The organism is Pedobacter sp. MC2016-14, from assembly GCF_020991475.1.
In the GTDB taxonomy this organism is placed as follows: Bacteria; Bacteroidota; Bacteroidia; order Sphingobacteriales; family Sphingobacteriaceae; genus Pedobacter.
Genome location: NZ_JAJMPA010000001.1, coordinates 2,961,397 through 2,980,324, shown reverse-complemented (window position 1 = coordinate 2,980,324; position 18,928 = coordinate 2,961,397). Strand labels below are relative to the sequence as shown.

20 protein-coding genes are annotated in these 18,928 nt (G+C 39.0%); 12 read left to right on the top strand and 8 right to left on the bottom strand.

Translation table 11 applies throughout. From position 1 onward, the window contains the following. The first annotated feature begins 5 nt into the window (after nucleotides 1–5). From LPB86_RS12355 to pdeM, 4 genes are read left to right on the top strand one after another with little or no spacing between them, the layout of a single operon-like run. The gene (locus tag LPB86_RS12355) at nucleotides 6–1,040 is read left to right on the top strand and encodes a ligase-associated DNA damage response exonuclease (protein WP_230644225.1); all 1,035 of its coding nucleotides are present in this window, start codon (nucleotides 6–8) and stop codon (nucleotides 1,038–1,040) included. Continuing rightward, nucleotides 1,037–2,638, top strand: a complete 1,602-nt coding sequence (locus LPB86_RS12350) for an ATP-dependent DNA ligase (RefSeq protein WP_230644223.1) — start codon at nucleotides 1,037–1,039, stop codon at nucleotides 2,636–2,638. The genes LPB86_RS12355 and LPB86_RS12350 overlap by 4 nt, the downstream gene beginning before the upstream one ends. Beyond that, nucleotides 2,638–5,190, top strand: coding sequence for a ligase-associated DNA damage response DEXH box helicase (locus LPB86_RS12345; protein ID WP_230644221.1), 2,553 nt, complete (start codon nucleotides 2,638–2,640; stop codon nucleotides 5,188–5,190). Before LPB86_RS12350 ends, LPB86_RS12345 begins: the two co-directional genes overlap by 1 nt. Continuing rightward, the gene (gene pdeM, locus LPB86_RS12340) at nucleotides 5,174–5,809 is read left to right on the top strand and encodes a ligase-associated DNA damage response endonuclease PdeM (RefSeq protein ID WP_230644219.1); all 636 of its coding nucleotides are present in this window, start codon (nucleotides 5,174–5,176) and stop codon (nucleotides 5,807–5,809) included. The genes LPB86_RS12345 and pdeM overlap by 17 nt, the downstream gene beginning before the upstream one ends. Nucleotides 5,810–5,818: 9 nt before the next feature. Here pdeM and LPB86_RS12335 read toward each other — a convergent pair whose 3' ends face one another. Next, a complete protein-coding gene (locus LPB86_RS12335; RefSeq protein ID WP_230644217.1) occupies nucleotides 5,819–6,259 on the bottom strand; it encodes an NUDIX domain-containing protein in 441 nt (146 codons plus the stop codon). A gap of 187 nt (nucleotides 6,260–6,446) precedes the next feature. On the opposite strand from LPB86_RS12335, the gene LPB86_RS12330 reads away from it, so the two are divergent. Beyond that, a complete protein-coding gene (locus LPB86_RS12330) occupies nucleotides 6,447–7,640 on the top strand; it encodes a pyridoxal phosphate-dependent aminotransferase (RefSeq protein ID WP_230644215.1) in 1,194 nt (397 codons plus the stop codon). A gap of 44 nt (nucleotides 7,641–7,684) precedes the next feature. On the opposite strand, the gene LPB86_RS12325 is transcribed toward LPB86_RS12330, so the two are convergent. Next, a complete protein-coding gene (locus LPB86_RS12325; RefSeq protein WP_230644213.1) occupies nucleotides 7,685–8,929 on the bottom strand; it encodes an ABC transporter permease in 1,245 nt (414 codons plus the stop codon). Nucleotides 8,930–9,056: 127 nt separating this feature from the next. On the opposite strand from LPB86_RS12325, the gene queA reads away from it, so the two are divergent. Then, nucleotides 9,057–10,106: a tRNA preQ1(34) S-adenosylmethionine ribosyltransferase-isomerase QueA gene (queA, locus tag LPB86_RS12320; protein ID WP_230644211.1), complete on the top strand. Its 1,050-nt coding sequence runs from the start codon at nucleotides 9,057–9,059 to the stop codon at nucleotides 10,104–10,106. Nucleotides 10,107–10,174: 68 nt separating this feature from the next. After that, nucleotides 10,175–10,873 carry a 2-C-methyl-D-erythritol 4-phosphate cytidylyltransferase gene (locus LPB86_RS12315; protein WP_230644209.1) on the top strand — a complete coding sequence of 233 codons (699 nt, stop codon included), beginning with the start codon at nucleotides 10,175–10,177 and terminating at the stop codon, nucleotides 10,871–10,873. A 24-nt stretch (nucleotides 10,874–10,897) separates the two neighbouring features. Here LPB86_RS12315 and LPB86_RS12310 read toward each other — a convergent pair whose 3' ends face one another. The 6 genes from LPB86_RS12310 to LPB86_RS12285 all read right to left on the bottom strand — a co-directional run bounded on the left by LPB86_RS12310 (nucleotide 10,898) and on the right by LPB86_RS12285 (nucleotide 13,812). Next, nucleotides 10,898–11,050, bottom strand: coding sequence for a lmo0937 family membrane protein (locus LPB86_RS12310; protein ID WP_230644207.1), 153 nt, complete (start codon nucleotides 11,048–11,050; stop codon nucleotides 10,898–10,900). 123 nt (nucleotides 11,051–11,173) lie between these two features. Further along, nucleotides 11,174–11,395, bottom strand: coding sequence for a DUF2795 domain-containing protein (locus tag LPB86_RS12305; RefSeq protein WP_008240955.1), 222 nt, complete (start codon nucleotides 11,393–11,395; stop codon nucleotides 11,174–11,176). Between the two features lie 80 nt (nucleotides 11,396–11,475). Then, nucleotides 11,476–12,024, bottom strand: coding sequence for a cob(I)yrinic acid a,c-diamide adenosyltransferase (locus LPB86_RS12300; protein WP_230644205.1), 549 nt, complete (start codon nucleotides 12,022–12,024; stop codon nucleotides 11,476–11,478). Continuing rightward, entirely contained in the window at nucleotides 12,021–12,719 is a 699-nt protein-coding gene (locus LPB86_RS12295; RefSeq protein WP_230644203.1) for an ABC transporter ATP-binding protein, read from the bottom strand. Before LPB86_RS12295 ends, LPB86_RS12300 begins: the two co-directional genes overlap by 4 nt. A 64-nt stretch (nucleotides 12,720–12,783) precedes the next feature. After that, nucleotides 12,784–13,074, bottom strand: coding sequence for an Asp-tRNA(Asn)/Glu-tRNA(Gln) amidotransferase subunit GatC (gene gatC, locus LPB86_RS12290; protein WP_230644201.1), 291 nt, complete (start codon nucleotides 13,072–13,074; stop codon nucleotides 12,784–12,786). 3 nt (nucleotides 13,075–13,077) lie between these two features. Then, nucleotides 13,078–13,812, bottom strand: a complete 735-nt coding sequence (locus LPB86_RS12285) for a 1-acyl-sn-glycerol-3-phosphate acyltransferase (RefSeq protein ID WP_230644199.1) — start codon at nucleotides 13,810–13,812, stop codon at nucleotides 13,078–13,080. 99 nt (nucleotides 13,813–13,911) lie between these two features. Between LPB86_RS12285 and trpS the strand changes: the two genes are divergently transcribed. The 5 genes from trpS (at nucleotide 13,912) to LPB86_RS12260 (ending at nucleotide 18,918) form a co-directional block, all read left to right on the top strand. Beyond that, a complete protein-coding gene (gene trpS / locus LPB86_RS12280) occupies nucleotides 13,912–14,910 on the top strand; it encodes a tryptophan--tRNA ligase (protein ID WP_230644197.1) in 999 nt (332 codons plus the stop codon). Nucleotides 14,911–14,967: 57 nt separating this feature from the next. Then, entirely contained in the window at nucleotides 14,968–15,582 is a 615-nt protein-coding gene (locus LPB86_RS12275; RefSeq protein WP_230644195.1) for a deoxynucleoside kinase, read from the top strand. Beyond that, nucleotides 15,582–16,313, top strand: coding sequence for a 3-deoxy-manno-octulosonate cytidylyltransferase (gene kdsB, locus LPB86_RS12270; RefSeq protein WP_230644193.1), 732 nt, complete (start codon nucleotides 15,582–15,584; stop codon nucleotides 16,311–16,313). The genes LPB86_RS12275 and kdsB overlap by 1 nt, the downstream gene beginning before the upstream one ends. A 7-nt stretch (nucleotides 16,314–16,320) precedes the next feature. Continuing rightward, nucleotides 16,321–16,851, top strand: a complete 531-nt coding sequence (locus tag LPB86_RS12265; protein WP_230644191.1) for a hypothetical protein — start codon at nucleotides 16,321–16,323, stop codon at nucleotides 16,849–16,851. Nucleotides 16,852–17,301: 450 nt separating this feature from the next. Next, the gene (locus LPB86_RS12260) at nucleotides 17,302–18,918 is read left to right on the top strand and encodes a CTP synthase (RefSeq protein ID WP_230644189.1); all 1,617 of its coding nucleotides are present in this window, start codon (nucleotides 17,302–17,304) and stop codon (nucleotides 18,916–18,918) included. Nucleotides 18,919–18,928: the final 10 nt, after the last annotated feature.

The following is an 18,928-nucleotide window of genomic DNA, read 5'->3' as shown; positions in this document are numbered from 1 at the left end:
TTGGCATGGCATTAATCAATTTCAGCAGCAAAGGCATTTACTGTAAACAGGGCAATTTTTATATTGATCCCTGGCAGCCCGTAGATCTCGCTGTGACTACACATGGTCACGCAGATCACGTAAAGTGGGGAAACAAGGCCTATTTATGCCATGAACTAACAAAGCCTGTTTTAAACCAGCGACTGGGCACAGATTTAAAGATAGAAACACTGCCTTATCATAAAGAGATTAGTATCAATGGGGTAAAAATAAGTTTATTCCCGGCTGGCCATGTCATTGGATCCTCCCAGATCAGACTAGAATATAAGGGAGAGATTTGTGTAATTTCTGGTGATTATAAAGTGGAATATGATGGCATAAGCACGGCGTTCGAGCCTGTAAAGTGCCACACCTTTGTTTCTGAAAGCACCTTCGGATTACCCATTTATAAATGGCAGCCACAAGAAATTATTTTTAACCAGATGAGAAGTTGGATCTCAGATAATCAGGACAAAGGTAAAACAAGTGTACTTGTGGCCTACAGTTTAGGTAAAGCGCAACGATTGATTAAGAATTTACACGGATACTCAGACATTTACGTACACCAATCTATAGCAAATCTTAATGAGGCATTTATACAAGCTGGGGTAGATTTGCCACCCACCACCAGAATAACTCCGGACCTTAGAAAAGAAACACTACAACAAGGCATAGTCATTGTACCTCCGGCACTTGCAGAAGGTCGCTGGATTAAAAATTTACAAAGCGCAGCAACAGGTGTGTGTTCTGGCTGGATGCAAGTGCGTGCAGGTAGGCGCTGGCGGGCGGCTGATGCTGGTTTTGCACTTAGTGATCATGCCGACTGGCCGGATTTACTTTCCGCAATTAAGGCTACCGAAGCAGAAAAAGTATTTGTTACGCATGGTTTTACTTCAACTTTTTCTAAATACCTAAATGAAATAGGTATTGAATCCGAAGAAGTTAAAACTCAGTATGGCCAGGAAGAAGAAGCTGAAAAGGAAACAACAGAGCTTATGAAAGAAAGGGAGGAACAGCTTTGAAACGCTTTACCGAATTGATTTCGCAGTTAGAAATGAGCAACAAAACCAATGATAAAATTGCAGCGCTGGTTTCGTATTTTAGTGAGGCTGATGAAAAAGACAAACCTTATGTAATTGCCATGTTTACTGGCAAAAAGCCAAAAAGGCCCGTAACTACAGCGTTATTGAAAGAATGGGCAATAGCACTGAGTAATATCCCGGCCTGGCTTTTTGCAGAAAGTTATCATAGCGTAGGTGATTTAAGTGAAACCATCGCATTGGTACTGCCTGCTCCATTACAGCTAAAAGACCGTAAACTTCACGAATGGATTAGGGATTTGGCAGCATTACATGGTGCAGATGACGATACTAAAAAAAGTTTTATATTGGATGCCTGGAATAGCCTCGAAACCCAGGAAAGATTCATTTTTAATAAGCTGATTTCGGGAAATTTCAGAATTGGGGTATCCAACAAAATGCTGGTAAATGCTATTGCCAAACAAAGTGGTTCAGAAAGCAATAAAATCATGCACAGCATAATGGGGCGCTGGACACCGGAAGAGATAACTTACGATGAACTCATAGCTGGAAGTCATGTAAATACGGATAACTCCTGGCCTTACCCCTTTTGCCTGGCATATGCACTGGAAGCAGATCCTCCAACTTTAGGCACAACTCAGGAGTGGCAGGCAGAATGGAAATGGGATGGTATACGTGGGCAAATTGTTAAAAGAAATGGCGAACTCTTTATTTGGTCACGCGGCGAAGAACTGGTAACAGCACAATTTCCAGAACTTCATTTTCTACAGGATGAGCTTAAAGACGGCACCGTTTTAGATGGAGAAATACTTTCAGTTAAAGATGGAAAAATACAGGCTTTTAGTACTTTACAGCAAAGGTTAAATAGAAAAACCATCAGCAAAAACCAATTGAATGATGCGCCCATTGGATTCTTTGTTTATGATCTGCTGGAATATGAAGGAGAAGATTTTCGCAGTCACGCACTGGCCCAAAGGCGCCGGCAGCTTGATAAAGTAATTGAAGACATACCTACTAAAAATATCGTCTTGTTATCGCCTGTAATAGATTTTTCATCATGGGAAGAATTAGCTGAAATCCGCAAAGGATCACGTGATAACAACAGTGAAGGGATCATGCTTAAAAAACTGGATTCGCTCTACCACAGTGGCCGTAAGCGTGGCGATTGGTGGAAATGGAAAATAAATCCCTATACGGTAGATACGGTGATGATTTATGCACAAAAAGGAAGTGGCAGAAGGGCTAACTTCTTTACAGATTACACCTTTGCCATAAGAGACGGAGAAAACCTCATTACCATTGCCAAGGCATATTCTGGCTTAACAGATAAAGAAATTAAAGAAGTAGATAGCTTTGTAAAGAAGAATGCAATAGAGAAATTCGGTCCCGTTCGTACGGTAAAACCAGAACTTGTTTTTGAAATTGCATTTGAAGGCATTGCAGAAAGCAAAAGACACAAAGCAGGTCTTGCCTTGCGTTTCCCCCGCATAGCACGCTGGAGAAAGGATAAACTAGCTACAGAAATCAATACCCTTGATGATTTAAAACAATTGTTACAGTCAACCTTATCAGCTGAATAATGGTTATAGAAAAAAGTGCTGGATATAAAAAAATCATTAAATGGCTAAAAAACGATAAAAAAAAGCCCTTTGATTTTCAAACGGATGCATGGCGATATTATGCTGAGGGTTACAGCGGCCTTGTAAATGCGCCCACTGGTTTCGGTAAAACATTTTCTATGTTTTTAGCGGTCATTATAGAAGAGTTAAACCACAGAGCAGATGAAATTACGATAACCGATAAAAAACAAATTCAGCAAAAAACACCAAGAAAGGCCACTGGAGTAAAGTTGATGTGGATTACCCCATTACGTTCACTGGCAAAAGACTTATCGCGCGCCATGAGAGAAGTTTGTACAGCATTAGAATTAGACTGGCAGGTCGGCGTGCGTAACGGAGACACCTCATCGGCTGATAAGTTAAAACAAAAGAAACAGCTACCAGAGGTGCTCATCATTACACCTGAAAGCATACACCTTTTACTGGCACAAAAAAATACTACAAATTATTTTGATGAACTGAGGTGTATTGTTGTAGATGAATGGCACGAGTTGCTGGGTAGTAAGCGTGGGGTGATGACCGAATTGGCCATTTCAAGAATTAGAGGATTGCTGCTGCACAAACATCCTGAACGGCTACTAAGGATTTGGGGAATTTCGGCAACCATTGGAAATATGGAACAAGCTTTAGAGGTACTGGTTCCTTACCAAGATGTTTTAAAAACCATTGTGGTTGCTGATATTGAGAAAAAAATAGACATCAAATCTATCCTTCCAGATCATATTGATATGCTACCCTGGGCGGGGCATCTTGGCCATAAGCTAGCACATAAACTACTGCCTATCATCTACAAAAGTAAAACTACCTTAATCTTTTGTAACACCAGAGGACAAGCAGAACTATGGTATCAGAACTTATTAAAAATAGATGAAAATCTTGCTGGTCAAATAGCCATTCATCATGGCTCAATTGATTACGAATTGCGTAACTGGATTGAAGATGCCATACATACCGGCATATTAAAAGCTGTAATCAGTACCTCATCACTTGATTTAGGTGTAGATTTTAAACCAGTTGACACCGTAGTACAGATTGGATCTCCAAAGGGCGTAGCGCGCTTCTTACAACGTGCTGGTCGCAGTGGACACTCCCCTTTTGAAACCTCCAAAATTTACTTCCTGCCGACACATGCACTGGAACTAGTTGAAGCTGCCGCCATAAAAGAGGCAGCCCGGACCAACAATATTGAAAGCCGGGAGCCAATTGTCATGTCATTTGATGTCCTGATTCAATACCTGGTTACCCTGGCGGTTGGCGATGGATTTGACGAGGAGGTCATTTATAAAGAGATTAAAGAAACACATGCTTTTCAGGAATTGTTGCCTTCAGAATGGAGCTGGATCAGGCAATTTATTACTACAGGTGGTGATAGTTTAACAGCTTATAATGAATTTAGTAAAGTAGTTAAAACAGATGGTCTATGGAAAGTAGAAAGCCGGCAAATTGCCATGCGCCACCGTTTACATATTGGTGCAATTGTAAGTGACGCCATGGTAAAAGTTAAATTCATTTCCGGCGGTTATATTGGCATGGTAGAAGAATCTTTCATTGCTAAAATTAAGCCGGGTAACAGCTTTACGCTGGCGGGTCGGGTACTCGAATTTATCATGGTCAAAGACATGACGGTGATTGTGCGCAAGAGCAAATTAAAATCTGCCATCACCCCCAGTTGGATGGGCGGCAGAATGTCGCTTACGGCAAATCTTGGTGCTATATTAAGGCTCAAATACAATCAAACGCTGGATAAAGAACATGATGATGAAGAATTAGATCTTATACTTCCTCTTTTTGAAAGACAAGCCAGAGAATCCCATGTTCCAAAAGACGATGAATTTTTGATTGAACTCATTAAAACAAGAGATGGCTACCACTTATTCGCTTATCCATTTGAAGGCAGGCAGGTTCATGAAATTATGGCCGCGCTAATTGCCTACAGGCTTAGCATATCCAAACCCATTAGTTTTTCAATCGCAATGAACGATTACGGCTTTGAATTACTAAGTGAGCAACCCATTTTACAAAAAGACATTTCTGACATCACAAAAAAGATAAAGCTGCTTTTTAGCCCTAAAAATCTTAGTCAGGATATTATAGCCAGCGTAAATTCAACAGAAATGGCACGCCGAAAATTCAGGGACATTGCTTGTATTTCTGGTTTGGTATTTCAGGGTTTCCCCGGAAAATATATTGCGAATAAACATCTACAATCCTCTTCAGCATTATTTTTTAATGTTTTTAGTGATTACGATCAACATAATTTATTATTGCGGCAGGCATATGACGAAGCCTTTTTTCAGCAAATTGAAGAACCTCGGTTGGCATCTGCACTAACACGGATCCAAAGCAGCAAAATCATAATTGTAGAAACTGATCGTTATACTCCATTATGTTTCCCAATTAAAGTAGATAGCTTGAGGGATAGCATGAGCAGTGAAGAGCTGGGACAAAGAATAGAAAGAATGACTGCTGAGGCAGAAAAAAAATCAAGGAAAAAGAATGACCATCAATTGTAATGGTGAAACACTAATATTGGATAAATACAGGGCCATTTATTGGTTTGCAAAAAAAATGCTGATGGTAAGTGACCTGCATATTGGGAAATCTGCCCATTTTCGCAAGGCCGGAATCCCCGTCCCCTCTACTGTAGCTGCATCAGATCTTGTAAAATTAAGCAGTTTAATAGCAAAATACGATGTAGAGACCTTACTAGTTACCGGAGATATGTTTCACAACACCGCCAATGGTGACGTAGCTGCTTTCTACAATTGGCGAACGGCCCTTCCCGACTTGAAAATTTGGTTAGTGAAAGGCAACCACGACGATTTAAGACCTAAAGATTACGCACAGCTAGACATTCAAGTTTTCGACAAAGAATTACTTTATAGGCCCTTTCGGTTTATCCATGACAAACCAGATACCGTTGATGAGTATTATAACATCTCAGGGCATATCCATCCAGGCGTAACACTTCATGGAAAAGCGAGGCAGAAATTGAAATTTCCATGTTTTTACTTTAACCCTACCTGTGCCATCTTGCCTGCATTCAGCAATTTTACAGGTTTGAGTGTTATAAAACCCAAAGAAGATGACCGTATCTTTGCCATTACGCCATCAACCGTAATTGAAGTGTAATTTATCCCGCTAAAAGTTCATTTGCTTCAACAGTAGTTCCACTACTGTCTTATCTGTTTTAAAAGTTACGTCATCTACAGATAATTTACTAAGATCTACCCATCTAAAAGACTGCAGTGCTTCGCCGTCAAAATCAAATGGGATGGTTTTAAAATTCACCGCTAAAGGGTGCCGTTCTTTAACAAAATAATAAATACTAAGAATCTGACTATCGTTAAAGGAAGACTGCTCGTAAAAGTCTGTAGTATACAAATGGCCCAGCACCTCAATCTCTGTATTGCATTCTTCCATAAACTCGCGTTTTAATGCGTCTGTAAGTCCCTCGCCCAGCTCCAAACCACCACCAGGAAATTTACTAAATGACCTTCCCCCTGACTTTTCATCACTAATCAAAACCTGATTTTTAGCATTGATCAGCAATCCGTATACCCTTACATTAAAATAACTCATCTTAAAATACTTATTTTATCTATCTGTTGGCGCTAATAATAGCTTAATAGCACGCTTCTTTTTAAGCATTCAAAAGTACAGTTTAACCATCAAACTCTATTAAAAGTATTTTTTTTAGTTCATAATTGGCCTATATACATATATTTGCCATCTAACAAAATTATATTTGCTTTTCGAATAACCAACTATGACATTTTTATCCAACAGAATCAATAATCTATCAGAATCACAGACCATTAAAATGGCTAAATTAGGTAGAGAATTGTCGGCTAAAGGCATTGATGTAATCAATTTAAGCTTTGGCGAACCAGATTTTTTCACACCTGAATACGTAAAGGAGGCTGCTAAAAAGTCTATTGACGAAAATTATTCTTACTACACTCCTGTGTCAGGTTATCCTGACCTGCGTAAGGTGATTACAGAAAAGTTACTGAAGGAAAATGGATTAACTTACAATTTTGATCAGATTGTAGTTTCTACGGGTGCTAAACAATCACTTGCAAACGCGGTATTGTGTTTGATTAATCCCGGAGACGAGGTTATTGTTCCAACGCCATACTGGGTATCTTATTCAGAAATGATCAAACTTGCTGAAGGCGAAACTGTCTTTATCAATGCCACTGTTGAAAATGATTTTAAAATAACTGCAGCTCAACTGGAAGCGGCTATCACGCCAAAAACCAAACTGTTCATGTTTTCTTCACCATGTAACCCAACAGGCTCTGTGTATTCAAAAACAGAACTTGCGGCCCTTGCAGCGGTTTTTGAGAAATATCCGGAAATTTACATCATCTCTGACGAAATTTATGAACACATCAACTTTGTTGGTGAACATACCTCAATTGCTTCTTTTGATGCCATTAAAGACCGTGTAATTTTGATTAACGGATTCTCAAAATCTTACGCCATGACTGGCTGGAGAGTTGGCTATATGGCTTCCAACAAAAAACTTGCTGATGCTTGTGATAAATTACAAGGTCAAATTACTTCAGGTACATCGTCCATCGCCCAACGTGCTGCATTAGCTGCCTATCAGGGAACGTTAGATTCTGTGAAGGAAATGGTTGCGGAATTTAAAAAACGTCGTGACGTTGTATATGCATTGCTTAGTGCAATTCCAGGCGTAAAAGTTAACCTTCCAGATGGTGCTTTTTATTTCTTCCCTGAAGTTAAATCTTATTTTGGCAAATCAAGCGGAAGTTATACCATCAATAATGCAGAAGACCTGTGTCTTTATATTTTAAATGAAGCTCATGTATCTACGGTAACGGGAGAGGCATTTGGAAATGAAGATTGCATACGTATTTCTTACGCAGCTGCAGAAGATAAGCTTAGGGATGCAGTATCAAGAATTGCTGGAGCTTTGGCCAAACTTAGTTAACCATACACAATATTTTAAGGCAGCTCTTACCGGGCTGCCTTTTTTTATGACCTTATGGCTTCCACGGGATCTAATTTAGAGGCTGCATAGGCTGGCCAGAATCCTGAAATTAGTCCAATCGCCAATGATATGCCAATGCCCATCACTATATTTTTAGCATATAGTACCACTTCTACTTCGGTAAAATAAGTGAACAGGTAGGTCCCCCCAAAAACCAGCAGCAAACCTATAATTCCACCCATTAAACACAATGCTACGGCCTCAAAAATAAACTGGAGCAAAATAAAATAGTTTTTGGCCCCCAGTGACTTTTGAATACCAATAATGTTGGTACGCTCCTTAACGGAAACAAACATGATGTTGGCAATACCAAAGCCACCTACAAGGATTGAAAAACCTCCAATTACCCATCCGGCAATCTTTATTGCCACAAACATTGCATTTAGCGTATCAGTGAGCATAGTTGTTTTATTAAGTGCAAAATCACTTTCCGCACCAGGTTTTATTTTTCTGATGGAACGCATTAGACCCAGCAACTCACTTTCCACTTCTTCTAAACTCACACTTTCCTTTCCTTTTACCGTAATCTGCGGATCGTACTGGTCGTTTTCTACCTCAAAGAGCCCACGTGCAAAATTTAGAGGAATTAGTACATTGTTATCTTGAGACATGCCCAGCATATCTTCTCCCTCTTTTTTAAATACCCCTACTACGGTAAGCCTGCGTCCCATTACTTTAATTTGCTTCCCTATCGCAGATTGATCTCCAAAAAGCCCCTGAGCCACCTCTGCACCCAGAATAACCAGTGGTGCGCCAAATTTCCCTTCTGTTTCTGTAAAATACCTTCCATCTTCAAAATCCAGGTTCCAGGTTTTATCATAATCCTGCGAAGCAGCTTTTAAGCCTACCCCTTCTACAGCGCTATTTTTATACTTAATCGTTCTTCCTGATGCCATTGACTCAAAACATATTCCATCCGCATTTTGAATTCGTTCTTTTAGCGTAGCATATTCTTTAAGTTTAGGCAAGGGGCGGTTAATGTATTTCCACCACGGATAATCGCCCCCGAAGCCCCAGGGCCACTTTTGAACAAACAGGGTGTTGGAGCCCAGCTTATCCACACTGGATTGCAACTTATCCCTTAAAGTATCAACAGCAGAAAATACAGATATGATGGTAAAAATACCAATCGTAATCCCCAGTAATGAGAGCATAGTACGCAGCCTGTTCTGAAACAAGGCGTCCGCGGCAAACCTAAAACTTTCTGCAATTAGTCTAAAAATCATCATAACATTAGTTAGAGCATGAGCGGGCAGAAAGGTTACAAAATGTAAGCTTTTTAAGCCATACCATTATATGCGAAAAAACAAAATTATTTTTTGTAAATTTGCGCCCTTAATTCTTACATCAAGACATATGAAGTTATCACAATTTAAGTTTAATTTACCTGAATCATTAATAGCCAATAATCCTTCAGAACAAAGAGATGAAGCCCGTTTAATGGTATTACATAAAGATAGTGGCAAAATTGAGCATAAAATATTTAAGGATGTTCTAAGTTACTTTGATGACCAGGATGTAATGATCTTAAATAACACCAAAGTTTTTCCTGCACGTTTATACGGAAATAAAGAAAAAACAGGTGCTACAATTGAAGTATTTTTATTGCGTGAACTGAACAAAGAACTTCGCTTATGGGATGTTCTTGTAGATCCGGCACGTAAAATCCGTGTTGGAAATAAATTATATTTTGGGGATGATGATCTTTTAGTTGCTGAGGTAGTTGATAATACCACCTCCCGTGGCCGTACCATTCGTTTTCTTTTTGATGGTACTGATGAGGAGTTCAGGAAAAACATTGAAATCCTTGGCGAAACACCACTTCCTAAGTACATCAAGCGTAAAGCAACTGCTCAGGATAAAGAACGTTACCAAACTATTTTTGCTAAACATGAAGGCGCTGTTGCCGCACCTACTGCAGGTTTACACTTTAGCCGGGAATTAATGAAACGCCTTGAACTTAAAGGTATTGATTTTGCCGAAGTTACACTTCACGTTGGTCTGGGTACTTTCAGATCTGTAGAGGTGGAAGATTTAACCAAGCACAAAATGGATTCTGAGCAATTTATAATTGAGCAGAAAGATGCTGATATTGTAAATAAAGCACTGGATAACAAAAGAAAAATCTGTGCTGTGGGTACTACCTCAATGCGTGCTATAGAATCAGCTGTTTCTTCAGGTAAGAGACTAAAATCAGCAAATGACTGGACAAGCAAATTCATTTTTCCTCCATACGAGTTCAGTATCGCAAATTCTATGATCACCAATTTCCACACACCAGAATCTACCTTATTAATGATGATTAGTGCTTTTGGAGGTTATGATTACGTGAGAAATGCCTACGAAGTAGCTTTGAAAGAAAAATACCGTTTTTACAGCTATGGTGATGCCATGCTAATTATATAACCGTAAAACAACGAACAAGTAAATAGGAGAACCTAAAGGTTACTCCTATTTTTTTTATCTTAGCATTTATGAAATATTACGCCATACTCGTTGCAGGAGGTTCGGGTAGCCGAATGAACAACGCGATAGCCAAGCAGTTTTTATTACTGAATGGTAAACCCATCCTCATGCATACCATTGAAGCATTTCATAAATCTGTCTTAAATGTTGAAATATTAGTTGTCCTGAATATACAACAACACGACTACTGGAAAAGCCTCTGTACTTCTTATCAGTTTCATATTCCACACCAAATTATTGAAGGAGGGAGCCAGCGTTTTCATTCTGTTAAAAACGGACTCTCGGCAATTCATGATGAGGGGATTGTAGCAGTTCATGATGCCGTACGCCCGCTGGTTTCGGCAGAATTGATTTTAAATTCATTTGAAACAGCAAGAAAATATGGAACTGCGGTTGCGGGAATACCACCCATAGATTCTATAAGAGTTATAAAAGAGGCTGATCGCAATGAAGCCTTACCTAGAGAACAGGTGATGCTAATTCAAACACCACAAACTTTTAAATTAGATATCCTTAGGAAAGCGTATGAACAGCCTTACAGCGAAAACTTTACTGATGATGCCTCAGTAGTTGAAAAAGCCGGTTTTAACATCACCCTGGTTACAGGAGAGCGTTCAAATCTAAAAATCACCTGGCCAGAAGACTTTGAAATCGCAAAAATGCTTTTAAAAAAAGAGGCCCCTGAAATTCAGGAGCCTGAGCTTTAAAAATATAATCTGCTTAAAACTATTTTAAGCAGCTCCTCTGATTACCCTCAAAATGATGGCTATAATAGCAATTACCAATAAGGCGTGAATAATACCGCCAGTGTAATATCCTCCAAGGAAACTGATGGCCCAAATGATAACTAGAATGACTGCGATTAAATAAAGTAGATTTCCCATAGTTGTATTTTTTAATTGTTCATAAATAAATGTAGCAGGCTCATGATTTCATTTACCTGACATTCGTTAAACAATCATCGTTCCAAAATACAAAAGCCCCGAATAACGAGGCTTTTTTAGGAATTAATATTCGTCTTCATTAAAGAAGAAATCATCTTTAGTTGGATAATCCGGCCAAATTTCTTCGATGGTTTCATAAGGTTCACCATCATCTTCCAAAGCCTGAAGATTTTCAATCACCTCTACAGGTGCTCCAGATCTGATTCCGTAATCAATCAATTCATCTTTTGTTGCAGGCCATGGAGCGTCTTCCAAATGCGATGCTAGTTCTAGTGTCCAATACATATTTATATAATTAGTATGCTAATTTTTAATTCCGCAAAAGTATATTAAAAAAGCTGAGGAAAACAAACTTTTTTTTCCACTTATACACGCGGAAGCCAAATATTTTCTTCGTTATTGAAGTCCATATTAAGTTTACGAGCCAAAACAAACAAATAATCGCTTAATCTATTCAAATAGACCGTCATCTTTTCGTCAACAAAACTTTCTGTTGCCAAATGAACAGTCAGTCGTTCAGCCCTGCGACAAATACAACGTGCAATATGACAATAAGATACTGTACTATTCCCTCCAGGCAGCACAAAATGTTTCAATTCAGGTAATTGTTCATTCATCACATCCATTTCTGTCTCCAGTAATAGAATATCACTTTGCAGCAGGTCTGGAATTTTCATCTTTGATTTTTCAGGATCGGCTGCCAAAGAAGCGCCCACTGTAAATAAACGATCCTGAATTTCTTTGAGCATCTGTTGGTAATGCAAATCAATAGGCTGACACAAGATCAGCCCAATGTACGAATTGAGCTCATCTACGGTTCCATAACATTCAATTCGTAAATGAAATTTTGGCACCCTGGTACCTCCAATTAAAGATGTTAGCCCCTTATCTCCGGTTTTGGTATAGATTTTCATGCAATTACAACATTTGGCTCATCACTCTCAATTAATCCATCCCGCATACGTACAATTCTGTGGGCATGTTGGGCTATATCTTCTTCGTGCGTAACCAAAATAATGGTATTTCCCTTGCTGTGGATTTCCTCCAATAAGGCCATAATCTCTATAGAAGTTTTGGTATCGAGGTTACCAGTAGGTTCATCTGCCAGAATAATAGAGGGATTATTAATCAATGCCCTTGCTACAGCCACACGTTGGCGCTGACCACCCGACAACTCATTTGGCCTATGGGTTACCCGGTTCCCCAAACCAACATTTTCAAGTGCCTGTTGTGCTCTACGCTGACGCTCTGATTTACCCACGCCAGCATAAATCAATGGCAAGGCTACATTATCTAAAGAAGTAGAACGCGGCAAGAGATTAAATGTCTGAAAAACAAACCCTATTTCTTTATTTCTAACCTCTGCAAGATCATTCTCCGTCATACGACTTACATCGGTTCCGTTTAGTGTATAACTGCCCTGGTTGGGTGTATCTAAACACCCCAAAATATTCATCAGCGTAGATTTACCAGAACCGGAAGGACCCATTAAGGCAACAAATTCACCTTTATTGATGTTCAGCGATACCGATTTAAGCGCATGAATAACTTCTGTGCCAATCACATATTTACGGCCAATTTCTTTAATAACAATAAGCGGTTCGTTCATGGAAATTTCAATTTGAATTCTGGCATCAGACAGTTTCCGGGCAACTTATGTTACATAAGCCGCTTTATTTTTCAATAACCTTAGGCACCATAAAATAATTCTCGTTGTGTACAGCAGCATTTTTTAAGCCTTCTTTCACTGTAATTTCCTGAATCACTTCATCTGCTCTCCAAACATTTACTTCCTCATTCATATAAATCAAGGGCTTTACACCGGTAGTATCCAACTCGTTTAGCTTCTCCATAAAAGTAAGTATTTTACTCATTTCCGTAATGAGTGTATCTACCTCCCCTTCCTGAATGTTTATCCTGGCTAAATCAGCAACTTTATGTATGGTTTGTGTATCTATTTTCATGTTTTATAAGGTAACAAGTTTACTATTTATCAAATCAAATACCTGGTCTTTCAGCAAATCTGCATCTGCACCAGCCAAATCTTTTGTGGATATTGGTTTATGGATGTAAATATCACAAATTCCGGGTCTACTTCCATATTTTCTACCATCATCCCACATCTTTTTCCAGGCATTACTGATACTGATGGGCACAATGGAAATATTTTTATCTATGGCTAACCTAAAAGGGCCATTTTTAAATGACTGTAAAACCGGCGGATAATGGGTTTCGTCAATTTTACCTTCGGGAAAAATAATCAAACTCATGCCATGATCTAAATTTTCCCCGGCACGTTTAAATGCCCTGAAAGCCGACATCTTAGAATCGCGGTTAACAGGAATATCAATCGTTTTAAAAAACAACCTTAATATCGGTGCTTTTAGCAGTTCATCCTTTCCCATAAAATGAAAGCGCCCCTTTGCCAGCAGACATAAAATCATAATATCCAGGTTAGAAGTATGGTTACTACAATAAATATAGGTTCTGTTTGCTTCTAGTTTTTCTTCATAATGAAACCGGAAAAAAATGCCGGTAAAAAAACTACAAACCCAGGAGTGGAATTTCCTTAGCTGATTTAACAGACCATAACCCGACGGCTTACGGGAAAGCGGATAGTAAAACGGGAAAAGCAGCACAAAAAACAGTACTATTATAAATATTACGTAGATGCGGTGGATTTGTCTCAGGCCTTTAAACATGTATTCCAAAAATAGACAATTGAAGCAAGTACGGGCACATTTGTTAGAAAAAAGAAATTATAAGCAAATCAAATAGCGGTTTTTTACTAATTTCGACCCATGAAAGAAACGGTAGTTAGTGGCATACGTCCGACAGGAAAATTGCATCTGGGAAATTATTTTGGTGCAGTAACCAATTTTGTAAAAATGCAATACGATTACAATTGCTATTTTTTTATCGCAGATCTACATTCACTTACCACACACCCTACGCCAGATGATTTACATGGCTATGTGCGCCATGTACTGGTAGAATACCTTGCATGCGGCATTAATCCCGAAGAAAGTACCATCTATATTCAAAGTGATGTCCCTGAAGTTGCCGAGCTTTACTTATACCTCAATATGAACGCTTACCTGGGAGAACTGGAACGCAGTACTTCTTTCAAAGATAAGATCCGCTCACAACCCGATAATGTAAATGCAGGCTTGCTAACCTATCCTTCGCTTATGGCGGCAGATATTCTGTTGCACAGGGCAACCAAGGTTCCCGTAGGTAAAGATCAGGAACAACACCTGGAAATGACCCGTACTTTTGGAAACCGCTTTAACCGCCTGTACAAAACAGATTTCTTTCCAGAGCCTTATGCATTTAATTATGCGCAAAACCTGGTTAAAGTGCCTGGTTTAGACGGAAAAGGTAAAATGAGTAAGTCTGAAGGTGATTCAAATTGCATTTACCTTTCAGATTCTCCAGAAATCATTCGCAAAAAAGTTTCACGCGCGGTCAGCGACAGTGGCCCGACTTCTGAAAACCAAACTAAACCTGAAGCCATACAAAACCTGTTTGACCTCATGAAAATTGTATCTTCAGCAGATACCATCAGCCATTTTGATTCGCTCTATAACAAGATGGAAATCCGTTATGGCGATTTGAAGAAACAACTGGCAGAAGACATGATCATTTTTAATACACCAATTAGGGAGCGCATCGAGGAACTTTCAAAGGACACCAGTTATTTACGTCAGGTTGCCAGACACGGTGCTTTAAAGGCCCGTGAAAGCGCCAGCGAAACGATTAGAGAAGTTAGAAAACTGATTGGTTTTAAATCATTCTAATTGCTCCAGATAAATTTATTGGTATTATTACTATCTTAAGCCCTTCAAAAATCACATATGCATATAGCTGTAGTAGGCAATATTGGCGCCGGAAAAACCACTTTAACTGAATTACTGGCCAAAAATTACGGTTGGGAGGCTTTATTTGAAGCTGTAGAAAACAATCCATACCTGGAAGATTTTTACAGTGACATGAAAAGGTGGAGCTTTAATTTACAAATTTATTTCCTGAACAGCCGTTTTCAGCAAATTGCAGATATCGCAAATTTTAAACGTAATGTAATCCAGGACAGGACCATCTATGAGGATGCGCATATTTTTGCAGAAAACCTTCACGAAATGGGCTTAATGACCACTCGTGATCATGAAAACTACAAAGCCATTTTTGAGAACATTACTTCTTTTATAAAACCACCTGATCTTTTGATCTATTTGAGGGCTTCTGTTCCTACGCTCGTAAACAACATACAGCGTCGGGGACGCGAATATGAAGCCAGCATCAGGATTGATTATTTGTCTAAGTTAAATGAAAAATATGAGGCATGGATTAAAGGTTACAACCTTGGAAAATTGCTGATTCTTGACAAAGATAAATTAGACTTTACCACGAACCCTGAAGATTTAGGTGCGGTGATACAAGCTATTGAGGCAGAAATTAACGGATTATTTTAATGAAAACTATAGGTATCATCCCTGCACGTTTTGCTTCTACCCGCTTTCCCGGAAAGCCTTTAGTGCAAATAGACGGAAAGAGCATGATCCGACGCGTATACGAACAGGCATCAAAAGCTTTAAGTCTGGATGATTTGGTAGTGGCTACAGATGACGAACGTATAGTGGCGGAAGTAGAAAGTTTTGGAGGTTCATATGTTTTCACCGGCAGCAACCATCAAAGCGGCACAGACCGCTGTGCCGAAGTTGTCAGTTTAAAACCAGGATTTGATGTAGCCATTAATATTCAGGGAGATGAGCCTTATATAGACCCTGCACAGATTGAATTGTTAGCAGGTTGTTTTAATGATCCATCTGTAAAATTAGCTACACTGGTTAAAGAAATTCATAGCCAGGAAGAGCTTTTTAACGCAAATATCCCAAAGGTATTGATCAACTCAAACCAACAGGCCATTTATTTTAGCAGGCACCCTGTTCCTTTTATCAGAAACGAGGAACAATCGAACTGGTTAAATGCCCACCAATTTTATAAACATATCGGCATTTACGGCTATACCATCCCAACCTTGTTGGCCATCACACAATTACCGCCTTCCTCTTTAGAAATCGCAGAAAGTCTGGAACAACTGAGGTGGATAGAAAATGGCTATAGCATCCAAACCAGGATGACATCTTTAGAAACCAGGGCGGTAGATACGCCAGATGATTTAAACAGAATTGTTAAGTTATAATTTGACTATGAAACAGCTGCTCACCCTTTTATCCCTGTCTGTTTTATTTTTTTTTGCCTGCAGCTCTTCAGATAACGGAAATATCGAAAGTGTTGTATCGAAACAAATGGTTAAGCCCTTTAGTGATTCTTTAAAGGCAGATACCTTTAATGTAGCACTTGCAGGCAATACGCCAAAAAACATGTCGCTAACCTTTACCATTCACAATTACAAAGGACAGGAGATCTATAAACAGATCATCAAAGGGGCAGAATTAATTGGCAACTATAAAAAAACACTGGATCTGGAAGGAGAAAAATCTCAGCTTAAATTTTTAAGAGAAGAGGTCAGCCTATTTTTTGAAGAAGAGAACTTTTTGGAGCCTGCTGTTACTGAACAGGAAGAGCCGGACCAGTATTCGCCAGATAAAGATTTCTATGCCGAATTAAAAAAAACAGGATTAAATGGTTTTAAGTACCGTCTGGGCAACGAGACTAAAATTTATATCGCCTGGTCGGCAAAAGATCAAAAAATCAAAATCTACTATAAGTGCTGTTAAAGGGCTTCGGTTATGCTGCTAAAACAAGCAGCAGCCTTAGTACTTAGTGTACAAATAACACTATAATTATGCTATGTTAGCATTGTACATTCATGACAATAACTTAGTATAATATGCAAAAATCGTATAACTAATACCTGAACAGGCCATATTCAGCTAAAAATTATTTAGTTGATTATATGGTAGTTATGAAATATTTAAGACTTTTTTTAGTAATGTCACAATAATTTAAAATAATCCTCCTATATTTACCTTAGTGTAATGATAGAAAGAACCACAATTAACACTACAACCTAAAGCATATTCTAACCAAATATATTACAAGAAGAGCCTGGCAAATTTGCCAGGCCTTTTTTTTAGCGCCAAATCCAGATATTTTTATAACTTTGTATCCCGTACAAAAACAATAAAGCAACACTAAAAACTGCTTTATCACACAAACACAAAAACATGACTAAGTATATTTTTGTTACGGGCGGTGTTACTTCCTCACTAGGCAAGGGCATCATTTCCGCTTCATTAGCTAAACTTTTACAAGCCAGAGGTTACCGTGTAACCATCCAAAAATTTGACCCTTATATCAATATCGATCCGGGAACACTAAACCCTTATGAGCATGGAGAATGCTTTGTAACCGAAGATGGTGCAGAGACTGACCTTGACCTTGGACACTATGAGCGTTTTTTAAATGTACCTACCTCTCAGGCAAACAACATCACCACCGGTCGCATCTATCAAAATGTGATCAACAAAGAAAGACAAGGTGAATACTTAGGCAAAACTGTACAAGTAGTACCTCATATTACAGACGAGATTAAACTAAACATGCGCAAGCTTGGTGAGACCGGCGAGTTTGACATCGTAATTACTGAACTTGGTGGAACTGTGGGTGATATTGAGTCCCTTCCATTTATTGAAGCGGTAAGGCAATTTAAATGGGAAGCGGGCTCTAATAATGCCATTGTAATCCATTTAACACTCATTCCGTACCTTGCAGCTGCAGGAGAATTAAAAACCAAACCTACCCAACACTCCGTTAAGGCATTATTAGAATATGGTATTCAGCCAGATATCCTTGTTTGTCGTACAGAACACCATATCAATATGGATATCCGCAAAAAGATTGCACTTTTCTGTAACGTAAATGTAAATGCGGTAATAGAGTCTATTGATGCTTCTTCTATTTATTCAGTTCCGCTTTTAATGATGAAAGAGCAACTGGATAAAACGGTATTGAGCAAGCTTAAATTACCCAACAAGAACGAACCTGACATGGAAAGCTGGAAAGACTTCCTGGGCCGTTTAAAAAACCCAACTTCCGAAATCAGAATTGGCTTAATTGGCAAATATGTGGAGTTGCCAGATGCGTACAAATCCATTATTGAATCTTTTATTCACGCAGGTGCCAAAAATGAATGTAAAGTACGCGTAGAATACGTGCATTCTGAAGAGGTTTTCCCTGACAATGCAAAAGAGAAATTAGGACATTTGGACGGTATACTGGTCGCACCGGGTTTCGGCAGCAGAGGTATTGAAGGTAAAATTGATGCCATTCGTTATGTCCGCGAAAATAATGTTCCCTTCTTCGGTATCTGTTTAGGTATGCAATGTGCGGTCATAGAATTTGGAAGAAATGTTCTTGGTCTTGCTAATGCAAACACTACGGAGATTGATGAAGAAGCACCGCATCCTGTAATTGACATGATGGAAGAACAAAAAACAGTGACCGACAAAGGAGGCACTATGCGTTTAGGTTCTTATCCATGCGATCTTAAAAAAGGCACAAAAGCTTATGCCGCGTACGGAAAATCTCATATCAATGAGCGTCACAGACATCGTTATGAATTCAACAATGATTATTTGAGCCAATATGAAGAAGCCGGAATGATTGCTTCGGGAATGAACCCTGACAGCCATCTGGTTGAAATTATTGAGCTTAAAAACCACCCTTTCTTTGTGGGCGGCCAATTTCACCCGGAATTAAAATCAACAGTTGCTAATCCTCACCCACTTTTTGTTAAATTTGTCGCCGCTGCGATGGAGCATGCAAAAAAGAAAATAAAATAATACGCGTTTA